The sequence below is a fragment of the Terasakiella brassicae genome, assembly GCF_014641495.1.
GTDB classification, from domain to species: domain Bacteria; phylum Pseudomonadota; class Alphaproteobacteria; order Rhodospirillales; family Terasakiellaceae; genus Terasakiella; species Terasakiella brassicae.
Genome location: NZ_BMHV01000031.1, coordinates 1 through 20,281, shown reverse-complemented (window position 1 = coordinate 20,281; position 20,281 = coordinate 1). Strand labels below are relative to the sequence as shown.

At 49.6% G+C, this 20,281-nt stretch carries 34 protein-coding genes; 3 read left to right on the top strand and 31 right to left on the bottom strand.

The features are described from left to right. The first annotated feature begins 2 nt into the window (after nucleotides 1-2). Nucleotides 3-281, top strand: a complete 279-nt coding sequence (locus IEW74_RS15450) for an acylphosphatase (RefSeq protein ID WP_188666798.1) — start codon at nucleotides 3-5, stop codon at nucleotides 279-281. An 8-nt stretch (nucleotides 282-289) separates the two neighbouring features. Here IEW74_RS15450 and IEW74_RS15445 read toward each other — a convergent pair whose 3' ends face one another. After that, complete coding sequence (locus tag IEW74_RS15445) at nucleotides 290-1,318, bottom strand: RluA family pseudouridine synthase (RefSeq protein ID WP_188666796.1); 1,029 nt, start codon at nucleotides 1,316-1,318, stop codon at nucleotides 290-292. Nucleotides 1,319-1,346: 28 nt separating this feature from the next. Continuing rightward, nucleotides 1,347-1,742 (bottom strand): fluoride efflux transporter CrcB, encoded by a 396-nt coding sequence (gene crcB / locus IEW74_RS15440; protein ID WP_229734387.1) that lies wholly within the window; start codon nucleotides 1,740-1,742, stop codon nucleotides 1,347-1,349. Between the two features lie 36 nt (nucleotides 1,743-1,778). Here crcB and IEW74_RS15435 point away from each other — a divergent pair, with 36 nt between their 5' ends. Together IEW74_RS15435 and IEW74_RS15430 are read left to right on the top strand one after the other, a co-directional pair. Then, entirely contained in the window at nucleotides 1,779-2,018 is a 240-nt protein-coding gene (locus IEW74_RS15435; RefSeq protein WP_188666794.1) for a hypothetical protein, read from the top strand. Nucleotides 2,019-2,121: 103 nt separating this feature from the next. After that, a complete protein-coding gene (locus IEW74_RS15430; RefSeq protein ID WP_188666793.1) occupies nucleotides 2,122-2,925 on the top strand; it encodes an ion transporter in 804 nt (267 codons plus the stop codon). Here the strand turns inward: IEW74_RS15430 and IEW74_RS15425 are convergent. From IEW74_RS15425 to rpsJ, 29 genes are all read right to left on the bottom strand, one after another. After that, on the bottom strand, nucleotides 2,922-4,214 hold the full coding sequence (locus IEW74_RS15425; protein ID WP_188666791.1) for a replication-associated recombination protein A: 1,293 nt from the start codon (nucleotides 4,212-4,214) through the stop codon (nucleotides 2,922-2,924). The genes IEW74_RS15430 and IEW74_RS15425 overlap by 4 nt on opposite strands. Then, nucleotides 4,211-5,626 (bottom strand): DegQ family serine endoprotease, encoded by a 1,416-nt coding sequence (locus tag IEW74_RS15420; protein ID WP_188666789.1) that lies wholly within the window; start codon nucleotides 5,624-5,626, stop codon nucleotides 4,211-4,213. The genes IEW74_RS15425 and IEW74_RS15420 overlap by 4 nt, the downstream gene beginning before the upstream one ends. A 200-nt stretch (nucleotides 5,627-5,826) precedes the next feature. Continuing rightward, entirely contained in the window at nucleotides 5,827-6,267 is a 441-nt protein-coding gene (rplQ, locus tag IEW74_RS15415; protein ID WP_229734386.1) for a 50S ribosomal protein L17, read from the bottom strand. 151 nt (nucleotides 6,268-6,418) lie between these two features. Then, complete coding sequence (locus IEW74_RS15410; protein WP_188666787.1) at nucleotides 6,419-7,435, bottom strand: DNA-directed RNA polymerase subunit alpha; 1,017 nt, start codon at nucleotides 7,433-7,435, stop codon at nucleotides 6,419-6,421. A 126-nt stretch (nucleotides 7,436-7,561) separates the two neighbouring features. After that, on the bottom strand, nucleotides 7,562-7,954 hold the full coding sequence (rpsK, locus tag IEW74_RS15405; RefSeq protein ID WP_188666785.1) for a 30S ribosomal protein S11: 393 nt from the start codon (nucleotides 7,952-7,954) through the stop codon (nucleotides 7,562-7,564). 21 nt (nucleotides 7,955-7,975) lie between these two features. Continuing rightward, entirely contained in the window at nucleotides 7,976-8,344 is a 369-nt protein-coding gene (gene rpsM / locus IEW74_RS15400) for a 30S ribosomal protein S13 (RefSeq protein WP_188666783.1), read from the bottom strand. A 114-nt stretch (nucleotides 8,345-8,458) separates the two neighbouring features. Beyond that, nucleotides 8,459-9,103 (bottom strand): adenylate kinase, encoded by a 645-nt coding sequence (locus IEW74_RS15395; protein WP_188666781.1) that lies wholly within the window; start codon nucleotides 9,101-9,103, stop codon nucleotides 8,459-8,461. Continuing rightward, the gene (secY, locus tag IEW74_RS15390) at nucleotides 9,100-10,443 is read right to left on the bottom strand and encodes a preprotein translocase subunit SecY (RefSeq protein ID WP_188666779.1); all 1,344 of its coding nucleotides are present in this window, start codon (nucleotides 10,441-10,443) and stop codon (nucleotides 9,100-9,102) included. The genes IEW74_RS15395 and secY overlap by 4 nt, the downstream gene beginning before the upstream one ends. Before the next feature lie 47 nt (nucleotides 10,444-10,490). Continuing rightward, a complete protein-coding gene (gene rplO, locus IEW74_RS15385) occupies nucleotides 10,491-10,952 on the bottom strand; it encodes a 50S ribosomal protein L15 (RefSeq protein ID WP_188666776.1) in 462 nt (153 codons plus the stop codon). A 62-nt stretch (nucleotides 10,953-11,014) separates the two neighbouring features. Next, nucleotides 11,015-11,200, bottom strand: coding sequence for a 50S ribosomal protein L30 (gene rpmD / locus IEW74_RS15380; RefSeq protein WP_188666773.1), 186 nt, complete (start codon nucleotides 11,198-11,200; stop codon nucleotides 11,015-11,017). 6 nt (nucleotides 11,201-11,206) lie between these two features. Next, complete coding sequence (rpsE, locus tag IEW74_RS15375; RefSeq protein WP_188666771.1) at nucleotides 11,207-11,797, bottom strand: 30S ribosomal protein S5; 591 nt, start codon at nucleotides 11,795-11,797, stop codon at nucleotides 11,207-11,209. A 14-nt stretch (nucleotides 11,798-11,811) separates the two neighbouring features. Beyond that, nucleotides 11,812-12,174: a 50S ribosomal protein L18 gene (rplR, locus tag IEW74_RS15370; protein ID WP_188666769.1), complete on the bottom strand. Its 363-nt coding sequence runs from the start codon at nucleotides 12,172-12,174 to the stop codon at nucleotides 11,812-11,814. Then, entirely contained in the window at nucleotides 12,174-12,707 is a 534-nt protein-coding gene (rplF, locus tag IEW74_RS15365; protein ID WP_188666767.1) for a 50S ribosomal protein L6, read from the bottom strand. The genes rplR and rplF overlap by 1 nt, the downstream gene beginning before the upstream one ends. Nucleotides 12,708-12,721: 14 nt before the next feature. Then, nucleotides 12,722-13,120, bottom strand: coding sequence for a 30S ribosomal protein S8 (gene rpsH, locus IEW74_RS15360; protein ID WP_188666764.1), 399 nt, complete (start codon nucleotides 13,118-13,120; stop codon nucleotides 12,722-12,724). Between the two features lie 12 nt (nucleotides 13,121-13,132). Then, complete coding sequence (rpsN, locus tag IEW74_RS15355; RefSeq protein ID WP_188666762.1) at nucleotides 13,133-13,438, bottom strand: 30S ribosomal protein S14; 306 nt, start codon at nucleotides 13,436-13,438, stop codon at nucleotides 13,133-13,135. Between the two features lie 20 nt (nucleotides 13,439-13,458). Further along, the gene (rplE, locus tag IEW74_RS15350; RefSeq protein ID WP_188666761.1) at nucleotides 13,459-13,998 is read right to left on the bottom strand and encodes a 50S ribosomal protein L5; all 540 of its coding nucleotides are present in this window, start codon (nucleotides 13,996-13,998) and stop codon (nucleotides 13,459-13,461) included. A 12-nt stretch (nucleotides 13,999-14,010) separates the two neighbouring features. Then, nucleotides 14,011-14,328 carry a 50S ribosomal protein L24 gene (gene rplX, locus IEW74_RS15345; protein WP_188666760.1) on the bottom strand — a complete coding sequence of 106 codons (318 nt, stop codon included), beginning with the start codon at nucleotides 14,326-14,328 and terminating at the stop codon, nucleotides 14,011-14,013. Nucleotide 14,329: 1 nt separating this feature from the next. Continuing rightward, a complete protein-coding gene (gene rplN / locus IEW74_RS15340; RefSeq protein WP_188666759.1) occupies nucleotides 14,330-14,698 on the bottom strand; it encodes a 50S ribosomal protein L14 in 369 nt (122 codons plus the stop codon). Between the two features lie 189 nt (nucleotides 14,699-14,887). Further along, nucleotides 14,888-15,124, bottom strand: a complete 237-nt coding sequence (rpsQ, locus tag IEW74_RS15335) for a 30S ribosomal protein S17 (RefSeq protein WP_188666758.1) — start codon at nucleotides 15,122-15,124, stop codon at nucleotides 14,888-14,890. A 10-nt stretch (nucleotides 15,125-15,134) separates the two neighbouring features. Next, the gene (gene rpmC, locus IEW74_RS15330) at nucleotides 15,135-15,320 is read right to left on the bottom strand and encodes a 50S ribosomal protein L29 (RefSeq protein WP_188666757.1); all 186 of its coding nucleotides are present in this window, start codon (nucleotides 15,318-15,320) and stop codon (nucleotides 15,135-15,137) included. Between the two features lie 2 nt (nucleotides 15,321-15,322). Further along, complete coding sequence (rplP, locus tag IEW74_RS15325; protein WP_188666755.1) at nucleotides 15,323-15,742, bottom strand: 50S ribosomal protein L16; 420 nt, start codon at nucleotides 15,740-15,742, stop codon at nucleotides 15,323-15,325. Nucleotides 15,743-15,757: 15 nt separating this feature from the next. Continuing rightward, entirely contained in the window at nucleotides 15,758-16,441 is a 684-nt protein-coding gene (gene rpsC, locus IEW74_RS15320; protein WP_188666753.1) for a 30S ribosomal protein S3, read from the bottom strand. Then, entirely contained in the window at nucleotides 16,441-16,821 is a 381-nt protein-coding gene (rplV, locus tag IEW74_RS15315) for a 50S ribosomal protein L22 (RefSeq protein ID WP_188666751.1), read from the bottom strand. The genes rpsC and rplV overlap by 1 nt, the downstream gene beginning before the upstream one ends. Nucleotides 16,822-16,824: 3 nt before the next feature. After that, nucleotides 16,825-17,103, bottom strand: a complete 279-nt coding sequence (gene rpsS / locus IEW74_RS15310) for a 30S ribosomal protein S19 (RefSeq protein ID WP_188666749.1) — start codon at nucleotides 17,101-17,103, stop codon at nucleotides 16,825-16,827. An 11-nt stretch (nucleotides 17,104-17,114) separates the two neighbouring features. Continuing rightward, nucleotides 17,115-17,945, bottom strand: coding sequence for a 50S ribosomal protein L2 (gene rplB / locus IEW74_RS15305; RefSeq protein WP_188666747.1), 831 nt, complete (start codon nucleotides 17,943-17,945; stop codon nucleotides 17,115-17,117). Between the two features lie 3 nt (nucleotides 17,946-17,948). Beyond that, the gene (locus tag IEW74_RS15300) at nucleotides 17,949-18,272 is read right to left on the bottom strand and encodes a 50S ribosomal protein L23 (RefSeq protein ID WP_188666744.1); all 324 of its coding nucleotides are present in this window, start codon (nucleotides 18,270-18,272) and stop codon (nucleotides 17,949-17,951) included. After that, nucleotides 18,269-18,889 (bottom strand): 50S ribosomal protein L4, encoded by a 621-nt coding sequence (gene rplD / locus IEW74_RS15295; RefSeq protein ID WP_188666742.1) that lies wholly within the window; start codon nucleotides 18,887-18,889, stop codon nucleotides 18,269-18,271. The genes IEW74_RS15300 and rplD overlap by 4 nt, the downstream gene beginning before the upstream one ends. A 5-nt stretch (nucleotides 18,890-18,894) precedes the next feature. Next, entirely contained in the window at nucleotides 18,895-19,635 is a 741-nt protein-coding gene (gene rplC, locus IEW74_RS15290) for a 50S ribosomal protein L3 (RefSeq protein WP_188666741.1), read from the bottom strand. Nucleotides 19,636-19,648: 13 nt separating this feature from the next. Beyond that, entirely contained in the window at nucleotides 19,649-19,957 is a 309-nt protein-coding gene (gene rpsJ, locus IEW74_RS15285; protein WP_028878479.1) for a 30S ribosomal protein S10, read from the bottom strand. Between the last annotated feature and the right edge of the window lie 324 nt (nucleotides 19,958-20,281).

The window sequence follows — 20,281 nt, the reverse complement described above, 5'->3', positions numbered from 1 at the left end:
TTATGAAAAAGACATATCACCTAAAAATCACAGGGCGTGTACAAGGTGTCTGGTATCGGGCATGGACACGTGAAACCGCACTGACCCTGCATGTGGATGGATGGGTCCGCAACCGACTGGATAGCTCCGTTGAAGCCCTTATTCACGGTGAAGAAGACAAGCTGACAAAACTGATAGAACTTTGTCGCAAGGGACCACCTGCCGCAAAAGTCGATGACGTTATCATTACCCCTTGCAACGAAACCGTTGCGCCCGGTTTTGTTCAGGAAAGAACCCTATAACCGTACAATCAGTCGTGATGTTTATAAGTCGCCGTTACTTTTTTGCTCAGGTCAAAAAGTTCGTCGGCCTCTTCGTTATTTTCATCAAACCCGAAGAAATCCCACGACCGTTTCATATGATCCGGAAGCGGTGCGAACACATCAATAACGCCCACGCCATCCGGTGAGGGGATTTGTATCCGGCGGGCATGAAGGTGCATTTTTTTACTGACCCCTTCTCCCGTCAAATAGGCATCTTCGCCGCCATATTTACCATCACCTTGAATCGGCGTTTTCAGATAAGCACAATGGACGCGCAACTGGTGTGTGCGCCCGGTGCGGGGCTCCATCGCCACCCATGCCGCCACATTTCCAGTACTTTCAATGGTGCGATAAAGTGTGCGGGCATCCTGGCCCTCATCCACATCAATCACCATACGTTCCCCGCGCCATGAGGGATGTTTTGCAATCGGTTGAAAAACTTTTCCTTCGCGTGGGTTTGGCACCTTGACGGTCAAAGCCCAATAAAGCTTGCGCGCATCTTTTGATTTAAACGCCTTGGTCAAAACACCGGCGGCTGATGCACTGCGCGCCAGCACAAGAACACCGGATGTATCCTTATCCAGACGGTGACACAGACGCGGTTTGTCTTTTTTGTCAAACTGCAACGCATGCAACAACCCGTCAAGGTGACGTTTAATGCCCGTTCCACCCTGTGTCGGCAAACCTGCCGGTTTGTTAATGACAATCACTTCATCATCGCGATAAAGCACCCATGAGCGCACTTCATCAATTTCATCTTGCGTCAAATGAATATGCGCCTTGGGTTCAACCGGTTTCAAGCTTGCCGTATCACCAAATGGGGGAACACGAACCACTTGGCCTTTTTCAATGCGTTGATTGGCCTTTACACGTTTTCCATCCAGTCGGATTTGCCCTTTGCGCAACAGCTTTTCCAAACGGCCATAAGGCAGTTCAGGGAAATGACGTTTAAACCAACGATCCAGACGAATATCGTCATCGTCGGCCGCAACGGTGATATTTTTCACACCGGACATAGGACTCATCCAATCTTGATAGAATTTATTAAGCGATAAGGGCTTTCATCGTTTGCATGCCCATATAGAGCGCAACGATCGACAATGCAACAGATATCCCCATATAAAGCGCCACCTGCCCCCATGCGCCCCGTGTCATCAAGGTGACCACATCCAGCGAAAAAGTGGAAAAGGTTGTAAAGGCACCTAACATGCCAACAACAATCATCGCCCGCACATCCGGGCTGGGCGACCAGACAAGGGCGCTCAGTTCCACCAAAGATCCGAGAATAAAAGACCCCAGCACGTTGACGACGATTGTACCAAACGGAAAACTGCTGCCTGCTGCGTGCGCCCAACTGCCCACCAACGAGACAACCAGAAAACGCCCAACGGCCCCAACGGCCCCGCCTGCGGCGACATATATGACTGTAGATATCGACATAATGCAAACTTTAGCGACAAAACCAGCAAAGTTAAAGTGAATAATAACACGCATTCTTTTAAGAGATTAATTGAACATAAAATTGTCTTTTCCCTCACCGCAGCATTGCTTGGGCTTGCCGTTTCCGGGCTTAATGCCAAATCACCGGACGAGACACATCACCCTTTCCCTGACGGATACGGTTATCTGAAAGACGGCAAAGTTCTGTCCGATGCCGTGGAAAAAGGGGACATCACGCCCATTGTTTCACTTCGCCCCAACTTGAGCGACCCGTGATTTCTTTTGCGGGGCGTTTTTTTATCTTACAGTTCATCTTGCGTATTTTATTTTTTCGGATAATTTACGCCTTAACCGTATTAACATGACTGGAAAAGCCGACATGTCCACTCGTTTGCGTCTTTTGAACTGGATTGAAAGCACAAAAATTCAGTATTTCATCACAGGCGTGATCATCCTGAATGCGATCACATTGGGGTTGGAAACCTCCGATGCAATCATGGCGCAATTCGGAAGCCTGCTGCATCTGCTGGATAAAGTTGCCTTGGGCATTTTCGTCATCGAAATTGGCTTAAAACTCTATGGGCGTGGCTGGTCATTTTTCAAAAACGGCTGGAACCTGTTTGATTTTGCGGTCGTCGCCATTGCCTTGATCCCGGCATCCGGTCCCTTGGCTGTCTTGCGGTCTTTCCGTATTCTTCGGGTCTTACGCCTGATGTCAATGGTCCCGCAAATGCGCTCGGTTATTCAGGCGCTCATTTCGGCAATCCCCGGTATGTTTTCCATTATCGGACTGATTACCCTGATTTTCTATGTTTCCGCCGTTCTTACCACCAATTTCTACGCAAAAACATTCACGGAATGGTTCGGCACGATCGGGGCGTCCATGTACACCCTGTTTCAGGTGATGACATTGGAAAGCTGGTCAATGGGGATTGTCCGCCCGGTTATGGAACAACACCCCCTTGCGTGGATTTTCTTCGTTCCCTTTATCCTTGTGACCAGCTTTGCCGTTATCAACCTGTTTATCGGTGTCATCGTCGATGCCATGCAATCGCAACATCAGACCGAAGCCCACGAGATTGAAGCCAATATGCATGCCGACACAGAAAGCCTGAAAACAGAAATCATCAGCCTGCGTAGCGAAATTGCCGAATTAAAAGAGTTGATGAAGAAAGACGCTTAACGCTTTTTCTCTGCCCGCAATTTCGCCCAATAAGCTTGGCGCTTGGCGAGTTCGCGTTCAAAGCCACGGTCATTGGGATGATAAAATTCCATCCGTCCTGTTTCTTCGGGGAAAAAATCCTGACCGGAAAAACCGCCTTCGGCATCGTGGTCATACTGATAACCATCCCCATACCCGATATCTTTCATCATCTTGGTCGGGGCATTTAAAATATGTTTGGGCGGCATAAGGGAACCCGTTTTGCGCGCCATGTCGCGTGCCGCCTTATAAGCCGTGTAAGAGGCATTGGATTTCGGTGCCATCGCCACATAAATAACCGCCTGTGCCAAGGCATATTCGCCTTGCGGACTGCCCAAGCGTTCGTAACTTTCCCACGCCTGCAAGGCTTGAGTCATGGCATTAGGGTCTGCGGAGCCAACATCTTCAACCGAGGTAATCAACAAACGCCGGGCAATATATTTCGGGTCTTCCCCACCATCCAGCATGCGCGCAAACCAATAAAGGGCCGCATCGGCATCACTGCCGCGCAAGGATTTTTGAAAAGCCGAAATCAGATTATAATGACCTTCTTGGGATTTGTCATAAATCGGCATGCGTTTTTGCACGACCTTCAACAGCCCGTCCGTATCCAGAATAGGATCATCGGGCAGTTCAAACACCGCTTCGACCATATTCAGCAAATATCGCCCATCCCCATCCGCCATTGCCCGCAGGGCCGCACGGGCATCTGTGTTTAAAGGTAACGTTCGTTTTTGTTCACTTTGCGCACGAACAAGCAATCCTTCCAATGCCTCGTCCGACAGACGTTTCAGCACCATGACCCGACAGCGCGACATCAGGGCCGCATTCAATTCAAACGAGGGATTTTCCGTTGTCGCCCCAACCAGAACAACCGTTCCATCTTCGACAAAAGGTAAAAAGCCATCTTGTTGTGCACGGTTAAAACGATGGATTTCATCAATAAACAACAAGGTCCCCTGCCCGGCCTGATGACGGGACTTGGCATCCTTAAAAACCTTTTTCAAATCCGCCACGCCGGAAAAAATCGCAGAGAGTGGTTCAAAATATAAATCTGTCTTATCAGCCAGAAGACGCGCCACAGTGGTTTTACCACATCCCGGCGGCCCCCACAGGATCATAGACGTCAAACGCCCCCCGGAACGCACCATACGACCAAGAGGGCCATCTTCACTTAAAAGATGATCTTGACCAATCACATCTTCCAAAGTCTGGGGACGCAATCTGTCAGCAAGCGGTCTTGGGGCTTGATCATCGAAAAGAGAACTCATCCGCGAAATCTCAACTCTTGGCGTTTTCCATTGCGCATAATTCCGACCAGCCAGTTGCCTTCGCGTCCGTCCAGCTTATCCAACACCCGCATGAGGTCTTGAACCGATTGGATCTCCTGCCCGTTCAAGCCGACAATCTGATCACCGGGACGAAAACCCAATCGATTGGACGTACTACCCCGGCGCAATTTCAAAATCGCCACACCACGGGTCATGGTGTCCCAGCCCAATTCATCATTTAGCGCCGGTGACATATTGACGACCACAGCCCCGGTAAAAGGGTTGCGCCCCTGAATACGGGTTTCTTCGCGTTTCGGGGTTTCCGGTGGTGGCAAGATATCGAACTTCAGGTTCATACGTTTACCATGACGCAAGATTTCCAGTGTGGTTTGACTGCCCAATGGCCGGGTTGCCAGACGAAAACGCAAGGCCTGCGGATCATCAATCTCGTAACCATCAATGGACAAAATAACATCACTGCGTTTCAGCCCGGCCCGTTCTGCCGGACCACCGGGATAAATCGTATCAATCAAAACACCTGTTGGATGGGGAAGTTTGAAGGTAGAGGCCAAATCTTGTGTCAAAGATTGCCCGCTTGCCCCCAGCCACGGACGCACGACCTTACCCGTTTCACTCACCCCTGAAATCACAGAACGCACCATACTGACCGGAATGGCAAAGCCGATCCCGTTCGATCCGCCGCCTTTTGAATAAATGGCCGAGTTCACACCCACCAGTTTGCCATTCATATCCACAAGCGCCCCGCCGGAATTACCGGGGTTAATTGCCGCATCTGTCTGAATGAAAAAACTATAATCCGTAATACCAACATGGGTCCGCGCCAAGGCAGAAACAATCCCGCTGGTCACGGTTTGCCCGACTCCGAATGGGTTACCAATGGCAAGAACGATATCCCCGACTTCCAGACTATCGGACTCACCCAAAGGTAAGGTCGGCAACATGGCCCCTTCTGTATTCACCTTTAAAACAGCCAAGTCAGTGCGTTCGTCTGAGCCCAGAACCTTTGCCTCAAATTCGCGCCGGTCGTTCAACACCACTTTGATATCATCTGCGCCTTCAATGACATGATGATTTGTAATGATGACGCCACTGGCTTCGACAATCACACCGGAACCCAACGAGTTTTGCACTTTCCTTTGTTGCCCGCCTTGAGGCGCATTACGAAACGCATCGCCAAAAAAACGGCGAAAGAACGGGTCGTTAAACAAAGGGGACACATTTCGTGTCCGCACCGTTTTGGAGGTATACACATTCACAACAGCCGGGGCTGCTGCTTTCACCAAAGGTGCGTAGGACAATTGCACTTGCGCTTTTGATGTTGGAACCTCTTTGATCTCGGCCTGAGCAGATGTTGCAACTAAAAACACAATAAGGAAAATTCTGATAAGCATAAAACCCCATGTCCCCAGTGATCTGATTAATTTTCCCTTTTTGAGACCCTCAAAAAGGGAATTCTTCTTAGATTTGTTCTTATCACTTTGAACGCGCAAGGCCAAACCCAAAGTCTGAAAAAGGTTTCTACGGCGCAATCCATATAAAAAAAGGCGGCTACCCGAAGGTAACCGCCTTTTTTAAAGGTGCGAAAGATCACTTATACAGCGAGGTCTTCAGCAGCATCTTCTGCTTCGCGTTCAGCTTCAACACGCGCCTTATCGGCTGCGCCTTTTGCTTCTACGTCGCGCTCAACCAGCTCGATGAAAGCCATCGGAGCGGCATCGCCAAAACGGAAGCCGGCTTTAAGAACACGTGTATAACCACCGTTACGTTCTTTGTAACGCGGGCCAAGAACGTCGAACAGCTTCTTAACAGCTGCTTCGTCGCGCAGAGTAGCCATCGCCTGACGACGTGCGTGCAAATCACCACGTTTGCCCAAAGTGATCATTTTGTCCGCAATGGAACGAAGATCTTTTGCTTTCGGCAAAGTTGTTTTGATTTGCTCGTGAGTGATCAGAGCAACCGCCATGTTCGCAAACAAAGCGCGGCGGTGTGATTTAGTACGGTTTAATTTGCGACCAGACATACGGTGACGCATAGCGGTATCTCCTTCATCAGAGTTCGTCTTGCAAGGCAAGAGCGATAAGTAAACCTTTTCGCCTTACCCCTTTCCCATAAATCAAGAAAAGAGCAGGAACGAAAAGCCGGGATCAACATGACCCCAAATAACCCAACGGTTATCTAAAAGATCAGAACGGATCTTCCAGACGTTTCGCCAGGTCTTCGATATTTTCCGGCGGCCAGCCGTCAACGTCCATCCCCAGTGACAAGTCCATACCACCGAGAACTTCCTTGATCTCGTTGAGGGACTTACGACCGAAGTTCGGCGTACGCAACATTTCTGCTTCGGTTTTCTGAACCAGATCGCCGATATAGATGATGTTGTCGTTTTTGAGACAGTTGGCAGAACGAACGGAAAGTTCCAGCTCGTCTACTTTGCGCAACAAATTCTTGTTGAACGGAAGATCGTCTTCTTTCTTCTCCGGCAGAGCCACTTCCGGCTCTTCGAAGTTGATGAAGAGTTGCAGTTGATCTTGCAGGATACGACCCGCCAAAGCAACAGCATCTTCCGGTGTTACGGAACCGTCTGTGGTCACTGTCAAAGACAGTTTATCATAGTCGGTTACACGGCCTACACGCGTGTTATCCACTTTGTAAGACACTTTCTTCACCGGAGAGAAGATCGCATCAACAGGGATCAAACCGATCGGAGAATCTTCCGGACGGTTTTGAACAGCGGGAACGTAGCCCTTGCCCGTATCAACTGTGAATTCGATATTCAGCTTGGCATCTGCATCAAGGTGGCAAATCACGAGATCCGGGTCCATCACAGAGATGTCAGCCGGACATTCGATCATACCGGCGGTCACGGGACCGGGACCGGTTGCCTGAAGATGCATTTTCTTCACGCCTTCGCTTTCGCAACGAAGAGCAATGTTCTTAACATTAAGAACAATATCAGTCACGTCTTCACGGACACCCGCGACAGACGAAAACTCGTGCAAAACGCCGTCGATTTGAATTGCGGTTACAGCTGCACCCTGCAGCGACGACAGCAACACACGACGAATAGCGTTACCAAGAGTCAGACCAAATCCACGCTCAAGCGGTTCAGCAACGATAACGGCCGTACGACCATCATCTTCGCCAGACTTCACTTCAAGCTTGGACGGTTTAATGAGTTCTTGCCAATTCTTTTGAATCACAACCCTGACCTCACACAAGCATTAAAAAAAAATACGCGAATCCAAAAAAGCTGGGTTCACGGCAAATAACCGATACCTAAACCGGTACCGGTTATTTGTGAGAAAAACCCGCTTTTCAAAAGCGAATTATACGCGACGACGTTTGCGCGGACGGCAACCGTTGTGCGGAATCGGCGTCACATCCTTAATAGATGTGATCGTGAAACCAACTGCGTTCAAAGCGCGCAGTGCAGATTCACGCCCAGAGCCCGGGCCTTTAACCAGAACTTCAAGGGTCTTCATGCCGTGTTCCATCGCCTTTTTGCCAGCATCCTCGGCTGCCATCTGTGCTGCATAAGGTGTGGACTTACGAGAGCCCTTAAAACCTTGTGCACCAGCAGAAGACCAAGAAATTGCATTACCTTGTGCATCGGCAATGGTGATGATCGTGTTGTTAAACGTTGCGTTTACGTGTGCAATACCGGAAACGATATTTTTGCGCTCACGACGACGCGGACTTTGTCTACTAGCTTTTGCCATAATTCAACTATCCTACTTGAATTATTTCTTTTTACCCGCGATCGGACGCGCAGGTCCTTTGCGGGTGCGAGCGTTACACTTGGTACGTTGACCACGAACCGGAAGACCTTTCCGGTGACGCAAGCCGCGGTAGCTTTTCAAGTCCAACAGACGTTTAATGTTCATCGCAACTTCACGACGAAGGTCACCTTCAACCGTGTAGTCTGCATCAATCGTTTCACGAATTTTAACGACTTCGTCGTCAGCCAATTCGTTTACACGCTTCTCTAACGGAATGCCTACTTTCTCACAGATTTCCTGTGATTTCGCCGGGCCAATTCCGTGAATATATGTAAGTGCAATCACAACACGTTTTTGTGTCGGGATGTTTACACCTGCAATACGCGCCAAAGCGGTTCTCCTCACACCAAAAAAATACTAAAGGTAAGTAAAAAACTTACCGGAAACCGAGGGGCGGGATTATAGAAAGGAAATCCTTCCTGTCAAGCCCCCTTTCCAATTAAATCAACCCAAGATCGCCTTGAGCTGAGCGGTAACTTCATCGATGTCAGCCATGCCATCGACTTTCTTCAACATCCCTTTTGCTTCATAGTGAGATGCAATCGGGGCTGTTTGTTTACGATAAGATTCCAAACGGGAACGAACGGTTTCTTCATTATCATCGGCGCGACGGGTAAATTCTGTCCCGTCACATTTATCACAGACACCTTCAGCTTTAGGCTTCTGGAAACTATCGTGATACCCTTGACCACATTTGGCACAGGTATAACGACCGGTGATACGTTCAACAAGCGCATCTTCATCGACAACCATTTCGATGACGTCATCAAGCTTTTGACCTTTTTCTGCCAACATGGCATCCAAAGCTTCGGCTTGTGCTGTTGTACGCGGGAAACCATCAAGGATGTAACCTTTTTGACAATCATCCTGTTCGACGCGGCTGGAAATCATGGAAATAATCAATTCGTCAGTAACGAGATTGCCTGCTTCCATAACAGCTTTCAATTCTTGTCCGATTTCGCTGCCACTGGCCACTTCCGCACGCAGCATATCGCCGGTGGAGAGTTGAACAATGCCATAAGCTTCTTCGAGACGTTTTGCTTGAGTACCTTTACCAGCACCTGGTGCACCTAACAGGATAAGTTTCATCCTCTTTTCCCCCTGAGTTTTGACTTCTTAATCAGACCTTCATACTGGTGGGCGAGAAGATGCGAATGCACTTGCCCTACCGTATCCATTGTAACCGTTACAACGATCAACAAGCTTGTTCCACCAAAATAGAAAGGAACTTGCCATTCCGCAATTAGAATTTCAGGCAGTAGACAGACAGCGGACAAATATGCCGCACCGATAACTGTCAAACGACTTGTGATCTTATCCAGATATTCCGCCGTATTTTTCCCCGGACGAATGCCCGGTACATACCCACCGTTCTTGCGCAGGTTTTCCGCTGTTTCTACCGGGTTGAAAACAACCGATGTATAGAAGAAAGCAAAGAAAACAATCAACCCAAGGTACAGACTGATATATAACGGTTGCCCGCGACCAAGCCATGCAGCAACAGTTTGCAGCCATTCCGGTCCCTGCCCGGCTGTCATGGAAATAACAGTCGTCGGCAGCAACAGCAAAGAGCTGGCAAAAATGGGCGGGATAACACCAGACGTGTTGATTTTCAATGGCATATGGGAAGACTCGCCCCCATAAACCTTATTTCCACGTTGGCGTTTGGGATATTGGATCACGACTTTGCGTTGGGCGCGTTCCATGAACACGATGAACATAATCACGCCAACACTCATCGCCAGCAGCAAGATGATGAACAGTACGGATAGAGCCCCCGTACGACCAAGTTCCAGCGTTCCCGCCAAAGCACTTGGTAAATTCGCCACAATACCTGCGAAGATGATCAAAGAAATGCCGTTACCAATCCCGCGAGCCGTAATTTGCTCACCCAGCCACATCAAGAAGATAGTACCTCCAACCAGCGTGATAACGGTTGCTCCCCGGAAGAAATACCCCGGATCTATAACCGCTGAACCAGCAGAGGAATTCATCCCTTCCAGACCTACGGCAATACCGTATGCTTGCAAGGACGCGATCAACACCGTCAGATAACGGGTGTATTGCGTAATCTTTTTGCGACCTGACTCGCCTTCCTTCTTCATGGCTTCCAGGCTTGGCGAAACCGCCGTGCCCAACTGCATGATGATGGAAGCTGAGATATAAGGCATGATGTTCAGTGCGAAAATGGTCATACGACCCAACGCACCACCGGCGAACATATCAAACATCCCAAGAATGCCACCGGCATTCTGCGTGAACAAATCACGCAGAATAACCGGATCGATACCCGGAATAGGAATGTAAGCGCCAATTCGATAAACGATCAATGCCCCCAACGTGAACCAGATACGCTTTTTCAGTTCTTCTGCTTTCGCAATAGAACCGAAGCTCATGTTAGCGGCTAATTGTTCTGCGGCAGATGCCATAACGGTCCCCTGGACTTACTTACTTGGTCCGAAAATCGAAGTCGGTTTTACTCAGCAGCGTCAACACTGACGGAACCGCCTGCCTTTTCGACAGCAGCGATTGCACCAGCAGAAGCGCTATTGACTTCAACCGTTACTTTTGAGGTAATCTCACCTTTGTTCAGGAGACGAACGCCGTCCTTCACACGGTTCACAAGACCAGCGGCCTTTAGAACCTCAACAGTGACAGTGTCACCGTCCTTGATTTTACCTGCATCAATCGCCTTTTGAATGCGACCAACGTTAACAACAGCGAATTCCGTACGGAAGATGTTGTTAAAGCCACGCTTAGGCAAACGGCGATACAGCGGCATTTGACCGCCTTCAAAACCCACAGCAACTGTGTTGCGGGCTTTTTGACCTTTTTGACCACGCGTAGAAGTCTTGCCTTTGCCGGAACCGATCCCTCGGCCCACACGCATGCGAGACTTTGTTGCGCCGTCATTGTCACGAAGCTCATTGAGTTTCATGTTTCAAATCCTTTAAAGTTTCTCGTAAACTCTCGAAAAAGAGGAAGGTGTGGGATCACACCTTACTCAACGATTTTTACAAGATGTTGAACTTTAGAAATCATGCCGCGAACAGAAGGAGTATCTTCCAGTTCCGCAACACGGTTCATTTTGTTCAAACCAAGGCCAACCAACGTAGCACGTTGATCTTTATTGCGACCGATCGGGCTACCGATCTGTTGCACTTTAACGGTATTTTTCTTAGCCATGTCTCATTACTCCTTTGCAGCAGCCTGAGCAGCCGCACCAGAGTCCCGACGGGCCACGATTTCACCAACTTTCTTACCACGCTTGGAGGCGATGGAACGCGGAGAGAACGAATTCTGCAACGCATCAAAAGTCGCTTTAATCATGTTGTTCGGGTTTTGAGTACCCATAGACTTCGCAACAACGTCCTGTACGCCCATTGTTTCAAACACTGCACGCATCGGACCACCGGCAATAATACCGGTACCTGACGGTGCAGCACGCAGGATAACTTTACCTGCGCCGAAGTGACCCTTCACATCGTGGTGAAGTGTACGACCTTCGCGAAGCGGGATACGAATCATGTTACGTTTCGCTTGCTCAGTAGCCTTACGGATGGCTTCCGGAACTTCACGTGCTTTACCCGTGCCGAAACCGACACGACCACGACCGTCACCAACAACGACCATAGCAGCAAACGAGAAGCGACGGCCACCTTTGACCACCTTGGCGACGCGGTTAATGCCGACGAGCTTATCGATCAGGTCGGAGTCTTGCTCCTGTACCTTCTCTTTGCCACGGCCTTTACCGCGAGAGTTTTCTTTAGGATTACGTGCCATATCTCATTCTTCCTTTAGAACGACAGACCAGCTTCACGAGCTGCGTCAGCCAAAGCTTTCACACGCCCATGATAGCGGTAGCCACCACGGTCGAAGACGACATCCTTGATACCGGCAGCGACAGCGCGCTCACCAACCAAAGCACCAACCTTAGCGGCTGCGTCTTTGTCAGCACCAGTTTTCAAGCTACCCTTGAGATCTTTCTCAATGGAAGATGCGGCAACCAACGTTACACCCTGTGTATCGTCGATAATTTGCGCATAGATGTGCTTGCTGGAACGGAAAATCGACAAACGCGGGCGACCGGCGGCGCGCTTGCGGATCTGGAAACGAACGCGGCTTTTGCGACGTTCCTGAAGTTGTCTTGTACTCAACATTACTTCTTCTTCCCTTCCTTACGAAGGATGTACTCACCCTTGTAGCGAACACCTTTGCCTTTGTAAGGCTCCGGCGGACGGAATGCGCGGATTTCAGCGGCAATTTGGCCAACTTTTTGTTTATCCGCACCAGAGATCGTAATCTCTGTTTGAGACGGGCAAGCAATCTGCAGGTCTGACGGAATCGGCACGATTACGTCATGGGAGAACCCCAGTTGAAGCTCCAAGTTAGAACCCTTGACGGCGGCACGATAACCAACGCCAGTGATTTCCAAAGACTTGGAGAAACCTTCGTTCACACCAATGACCAGATTGTTAATACGTGTGCGAGCCGTAGCCCACATTTGACGAGCGCGACGAGTTTCGTTTTTCGGAGCGACAACAACTTTGCCTTCTTCCTGAGAAACAACAACTTCATCCATCACAGTGAAAGTCAATTCACCGTTTTTACCCTTGGCGACAACGTCCTGACCGTTAATGGTAACGGTAACGCCGGACGGGACTTCTACCGGGTGCTTACCAATACGTGACATAATAGTATGCTCCCTTAGAATACGGTGCAGAGGATCTCGCCGCCAACATTGGCTTCACGAGCTTCTGCATCTGACATGACGCCACGCGGGGTGGTCAAAATAGAAATACCCAAGCCGTTAAAGACTTTCGGCAAATCATTAACGCCAGAATACACACGGCGACCCGGTGTAGATACACGCTTGATTTGTGAGATGACAGGCTTGCCATCGTAGTATTTCAGCTCGATACGCAGTTCGTCGAAACCAGCAGCGCCGGTAACTTTTTCAAAACCACGAATGTAACCTTCCCGTTTCAAAACATCCAAAACGTTCGCGCGAAGCTTAGACGCCGGTGCAGAGACCGCACTTTTGTTCGCTTGTTGACCGTTACGGATACGGGTCAGCATATCCCCTAAGGGATCTGACATAGACATGATCGTATCTCCTTACCAGCTAGATTTCACCACGCCCGGCAGGCTACCATTAGATGCAAGATCGCGGAATTTGATCCGGCACATCTTGAATTTACGGTAGTTGCCACGCGGGCGGCCAGTTACTTCACAACGCAGACGAATGCGGCTTTTAGACGCATCGCGCGGCATAGCATTCAGTTTAAACTGAGCAGCCATACGCTCTTCGCCCGGCAGGTCGCGGTTCATAATGATTGATTTCAACTCTGCGCGTTTTTGTGCAAATTTCGCCACTTTACGTTCGCGACGCTTATTTTTCTCGATAGCACTTGCTTTAGCCATAACTAAATATCCTTCTATCGTTACTTCGCGAACGGCATGTCGAATTTAGCCAACAAAGCGCGAGCTTCGTCGTCATTATCCGCCGTTGTGCAGATTACGATGTCCATCCCACGGATCGCGTCGATTTGATCGTAGTCGATTTCCGGGAACACGATTTGTTCTTTGATACCCATAGCATAGTTGCCACGACCATCGAAAGACTTGCCGTTCAGACCACGGAAGTCACGAACACGCGGCAAAGCGATGTTAACCAGACGATCCATGAATTCGTACATACGGTTACGACGAAGCGTAACTTTTGCACCAACCACTTGTCCTTCGCGCAGCTTGAAGCCGGCGATGGATTTAGTCGCTATGGTTTTAACCGCTTTCTGACCTGCAATTGCTTCCAGTTCAGTTACCGCTGCGTCGATTTTCTTCTTATCCTGAGCAGCTTCACCAACACCCATGTTGATGACGATTTTTTCAAGCTTCGGGATTTGCATATCACTTGCATAACCGAACTCTTCTTTCATCGCCTGACGGATGGTGGTGTTATATACTTCTTTTAAACGAGCCATCTATCCAATCCCTCAGCTATCAATGACTTCGCCGGAAAGCTTAGCTACGCGAACTTTCTTGCCATCTTCCAGAATCTTGAAGCCAACGCGTGTTGCTTTGCCTTCTTTCGGGTCAACGATTGCAATATTTGAAAGTGCGATTGCTGCTTCTTTCTCAACGATACCACCGGCTTGGAATTGGGTCGGCTTCGTGTGGCGTTTCACCAGATTGATGCCTTGCACAATGGCTTTGGCATTATCAGGTTGAACACTCAGGACTTCGCCTTGTTTGCCCTTGTCTTTACCGGTCAGGACGATGACGTTATCGCCCTTCTTAATCTTGGCTGCCATGTTAAAGCACCTCCGGAGCGAGGGAGACGATTTTCATGTAGTTACGAGCGCGAAGTTCGCGAGTAACCGGGCCAAAGATACGCGTTCCGATCGGCTCACCGTTTTTGTTAATCAAAACAGCAGCATTTTTATCGAAACGGATTGCAGAGCCATCAGGGCGACGGATGTCCTTGGCTGTGCGAACGATAACGGCGCGATGCACGTCACCTTTTTTCACACGACCGCGCGGAATGGCTTCTTTTACAGAAACGACGATAACGTCGCCTACAGAAGCCCAACGGCGCTTGGAGCCACCGAGAACCTTGATGCACTGCACTCGGCGTGCACCGGAGTTATCCGCTACATCCAAGTTGGTTTGCATCTGAATCATAGAATATTCCTTTTTCTAGATCCTGGTCACGAAATTAAGGAAGCCTAAAAACGCTTAGACTTCCTGTCTTTTGAGTCACACAAGAATAATCTTGATGTCTTGAGGTGAGGATACCTAATCGTTTAGGCATCAACAGTCAAGACTTATCAAGATTTTCTTTATGTCACGAAATTGAGGAAGCCTAAAGGCTTAGGCTTCCTCAGTAACAACTTCCCAAGACTTGTTCTTGGAAATAGGCTTGGTTTCAATGATTTTCACCAATTGACCAAGTTTGAACTGATTGTTCTCGTCGTGCGCGGCGTACTTTTTAGAGCGCTTGATGAATTTTTTGTAGAGCGGGTGCTTGAAGCGTCGTTCTACTTTCACCACAACAGTCTTGTCTTGCTTGTCGCTAACAACAACGCCTTGGAGGATACGTTTGGGCATCACTTTCTCCTTAGGCTTTTTCGCCGATGACCGTCTTGATACGCGCAATTTCGCGACGCACTTGACGGACTCGAGCTGTGTTTTCCAATTGACCACTGGCTTGCTGGAAGCGAAGATTAAACGCTTCCTTACGCAATTTCAGCAGTTCATCCTTCAGTTCGTCAGAACTTTTGGAGCGGATTTCTGCAGCCTTCATATTTATTCTCCTTCACCCAAGCGGGTTACGAAGCGCGTGCGGACCGGCAATTTAGCAGCCGCCAATTCCATGGCGCGGCGTGCTACTTCGTGCGGTACACCATCGATTTCAAACATGATACGGCCCGGCTTTACCTTACAAGCCCAGAATTCCGGTGAACCTTTACCTTTACCCATACGGACTTCAGCAGGTTTTTTGGAAACAGGCACGTCAGGGAAGATACGGATCCAGACACGACCGGCACGTTTCATGTGACGGGTCATGGCACGACGCGCAGCTTCGATTTGACGGGACGTTACACGCTCGGGAGTTAAAGCTTTCAAGCCGTAAGCTCCAAAGTTCAAAGAAGAACCACCTTTAGCATTGCCTTTAATACGGCCTTTATGCTGCTTGCGGAACTTTGTACGTTTTGGCAATAACATGACTAACCTCTCTCCTTAGCGCGCACTTGTCGGTGCGTCTGCAGTAAGGTTTTCAACAGCCATCGGATCGTGTTCCATGATCTCGCCTTTGAAGATCCAGACCTTCACACCGCACGCACCATAAGTGGTGTGACCGGTAGAAGTCCCGTAATCAACATTTGCACGCAGTGTGTGCAGCGGAACGCGGCCTTCACGATACCATTCAGTACGCGCGATCTCAGCACCACCCAAACGGCCGGAGCAGTTGATACGAATACCGAGTGCGCCGAGACGCATGGCAGATTGAACGGAACGTTTCATCGCACGACGGAAAGAAACACGACGTTCCAATTGCTGAGCAATAGAGTCAGCAACCAGTTGTGCGTCCAGTTCCGGCTTGCGGATTTCCACGATGTTCAAACGAACGTCATTGCCTGTCATAACTGAAAGACGCTGACGGAGTTTCTCGATGTCTTGGCCTTTTTTGCCGATGACAACACCCGGACGAGCCGTGTGAATTGTAATGCGAGCGCGTTTAGCCGGGCGTTCGATGACAACTTTGGCAACACCTGCCTGTGCGAGTTCTTTTTTGATTAACTCACGCAGTTCCAGATCCTGGTGAAGTTTGTCAGCATAATCGCTTTTACCGGCGTACCAACGAGATTCCCATGTACGGTTGATCCCGAGGCGCAGACCAATCGGGTTTACCTTCTGACCCATTATGCTGTCTCCTCACGTTCACGCAGAATGATGCGCATGTTGCTCCACGGTTTCAAAATCTTTCCAACACGGCCACGAGCACGTGCTTTCCAGCGTTTCATAACCATAGCGCGACCTACAGAAGCTTCTGCGACAAACAGGTTGTCAACGTCAAGCTGGTGATTGTTTTCTGCATTGGCAATAGCAGATTCCAGAACCGCTTTCACATCTTTTGCGATGCGGCGCTTGGAAAATGCCAATTCAGCAACCGCTGCAGAAGCATTCTTGCCACGGATAGAAGCACAGACCAGGTTCAGCTTTTGCGGGCTGACACGGATCATTTTGGCGCGAGCCATTGCTTCGTTATCGGCAAGGCGACGCTCTGTCTTTTTCTTACCCATAACTTACTTCCTCTTGGCTTTCTTATCGGCAGCGTGACCATAATAGGTACGAGTCGGAGAGAACTCACCGAACTTATGACCAATCATGTCTTCTGTCACCAATACCGGGATAAATTTGTTACCGTTGTAGACACCGAAAGTCAGGCCTACGAATTGCGGCAAAATAGTGGAACGACGCGACCATGTCTTAATGACATCATTGCGACCGGACTCACGTGCCTTCTCAGCTTTACCAAGAAGGTAGCCGTCAACAAACGGTCCTTTCCATACGGAACGAGCCACGAGCCGGCCTCCTATTTCTTATGACGGCTGCGCATAATCAGCGCGTCCGTCTTCTTGTTGCTACGAGTGCGTTTACCCTTAGTCGGTTTACCCCAAGGTGTAACCGGATGACGGCCACCAGAGGTGCGACCTTCACCACCACCATGCGGGTGATCGACAGGGTTCATCGCCACACCACGGACAGATGGACGCTTGCCAAGCCAGCGATTACGGCCAGCTTTACCAAGTTTCACGTTCTGTTGATCCGGGTTGGAAACAGCGCCGATTGTTGCCAGACACTCACCACGGACCAGGCGAACTTCACCTGAACCGAGACGAAGCTGAGCGTACCCTTGGTCTTTACCAACGAGCTGAACGTAAGTACCGGCAGAACGCGCGATCTGACCACCCTTGCCGGGCTTCAATTCGACGTTATGAACAATGGTACCGACCGGAATGCTCGCCAAAGGCATTGCATTACCCGGTTTTACGTCAACGCGCTGACCTGACACAACAGTGTCGCCAACTTGCAGGCGTTGCGGAGCGAGAATGTAAGACAATTCGCCGTCTTCGTAGCGAATAAGAGCGATAAAGGCCGTACGGTTAGGATCGTACTCAAGACGCTCAACTGTTGCCGCAACATCAAATTTCGCATTGCGTTTGAAATCGATAAAACGATAACGACGCTTGTGACCACCACCGATACGGCGGGAAGTAATGCGACCTGTGTTGTTACGACCACCGGTCTTACGCAGACCTTCGGTCAGACCTTTGACCGGCTTGCCCTTGTAAAGATCGGAACGATCAACCAGAACCAGATTACGCTGGCCCGGAGTCGTTGGTTTGAATTTTTTCAAAGCCATGGTTTAGACCCCCGTCGTCACATCGATAGACTCACCTTCGGCGAGTGTCACGATTGCTTTTTTGACATCGGAACGACGACCAACGCGGCCACGGAAACGTTTGGTTTTACCTTTAGTAATAATGGTATTAACCGCCGTAACCTTCACACCAAACACTTCCTCGATAGCTTTGCGAACTTCAATTTTGTTCGCATCCATCGGTACACGGAAAGTGACCTGGTTGTGTTCTGACAACAGTGTCGCCTTTTCGGTGATAACCGGAGAACGCAGTAATTCAAACTTACGTTCAGAAGAAACGGTTACTTTGCTTGCTAGATATTTTGTCATGACAAGCGCTCCACCAATTTTTCGACTGCACCTTTGGTCAGAACCAATTTGTCAGCGCGAAGGATGTCGTAAACGTTGGCGCCTTGACTTGGCAGAGCGTCGATGCCGGGAATATTGGCAATCGCGTTCTGGAAGTTGGCATCAACATCGGTTGCATCGATAAACAGTGCAGAAGTCAGTTCCAATGCTTTCAGCTTAGCAACCGCTTCTTTTGTTTTCGGGGCATCCAGCTTGGCTTCGTCAATAACGACCAACGCGCCACCAGCTGCTTTCGCAGACAGCGCACATTTCAGGCCGAGTTTACGAACCTTCTTGTTCAGATCATGCGCATAAGAACGCACAACCGGACCATGAACGGTCGCACCGCCACGCATCTGGGTCGCACCTTTAAAGCCCTGACGAGCGTTACCGGTACCCTTTTGCTTGAACGGTTTGGTTTTGACGATTGCCAATTCACCACGGGTTTTAACTTTGTGAGTACCGGTTTGGCGACGCGCCAATTGCCAGTTTACTACACGGTGAAGAATGTCAGCGCGCGGCTCAACACCAAAAATGGCATCGTCCAGCTCAATATCGCCGACTTTCTTATTTTCAAGACTAATTACGTCGCACTTCATGCCACTTATTCCTCAGTCGCTTCCGGTGCTTCCGCAGCCGGTGCTTCTTGAGCAGCCGGAGCATCCGCAACAGCAGCAGTCTTGATGGCTGCCGGGAACGGCAAACCTTCCGGCGCAACACGCTTGACAGCGTCTTTCACCAGAACGTAACCACCCTTGGCACCGGGCAAACCGCCCTTAACCATGATAAGACCACGCTCGCCATCTGTGGCGACGATTTCGAGATTCTGAACAGTCACACGCGCAGCACCCATATGACCCGCCATCTTCTTACCTTTGAAGACGCGGCCGGGGTCCTGACATTGACCGGTGGAACCATGTGAACGGTGAGAGATTGATACACCGTGAGAAGCACGAAGACCGCCAAAATTGTGACGTTTCATGCCCCCTGCAAAGCCTTTACCGATGGAAGTACCAGTAACGTCTACGTACTGACCAACCACAAAGTGTTCTGCAGAAATCTCTGCACCCACTTCGATAAGACCTTCAGGCTCCACGCGGAATTCAGCCAGTTTGGCTTTCGGCTCCACCTTATTAGCGGCGAAGTGCCCGCGCATGGGCTTGCTCACGTTCTTGACCTTGGCGCTACCAAATCCGAGCTGCACTGCCGTGTAGCCATCCTTGTCTTCGGTACGCTGCGCAACGACTTGGGTGTCGACTTTCAACACTGTAACGGGAACATGGTTACCGTTATCAGCAAAAAGACGGGTCATTCCCAATTTTTGCGCGATGAGACCAGATCGCATCTGCCCTAATCCTTTAAAGCTTAATTTCAACATCAACGCCGGACGCAAGGTCCAGCTTCATGAGCGCATCAACAGTCTGCGGCGTAGGATCCACAATGTCCAAAAGACGTTTATGGGTACGCGTTTCGAACTGCTCACGAGACTTCTTATTCACGTGAGGAGAACGCAGAATGGTGAAACGCTCGATACGAGTCGGTAAAGGGATTGGACCCTTTACCTGAGCACCTGTACGCTTGGCGGTGTTTACGATCTCTTTCGCGGACTGATCCAGTACGCGATGATCGAACGCTTTCAAGCGGATACGGATATTTTGGTGTTCCATAAGGTGTTTTACCTAACTCAGACAACAAAAAAACATCGACATTCTCTATCCTTAACCAGGAAAATCGAGAACGCCGAATACTCATCCCCTTAATGGGGTGAAAGAGCGAATGACGGGTTTATAAGAGAGACTGCCCTTTGATGCAAGGGAAAAATGACTCTTTTTTTATATTCCCGCTTTCCCTGCCCTTTTGAACAGGAAAAAGAGAAAAAAGGCCTCCTGCATTTGGCAGGAGGCCCTTCTTCAAACCTTGTGAGAGGTCGATTAGTCGAGGATCGTGGACACAACGCCCGCGCCGACTGTACGGCCACCTTCACGGATCGC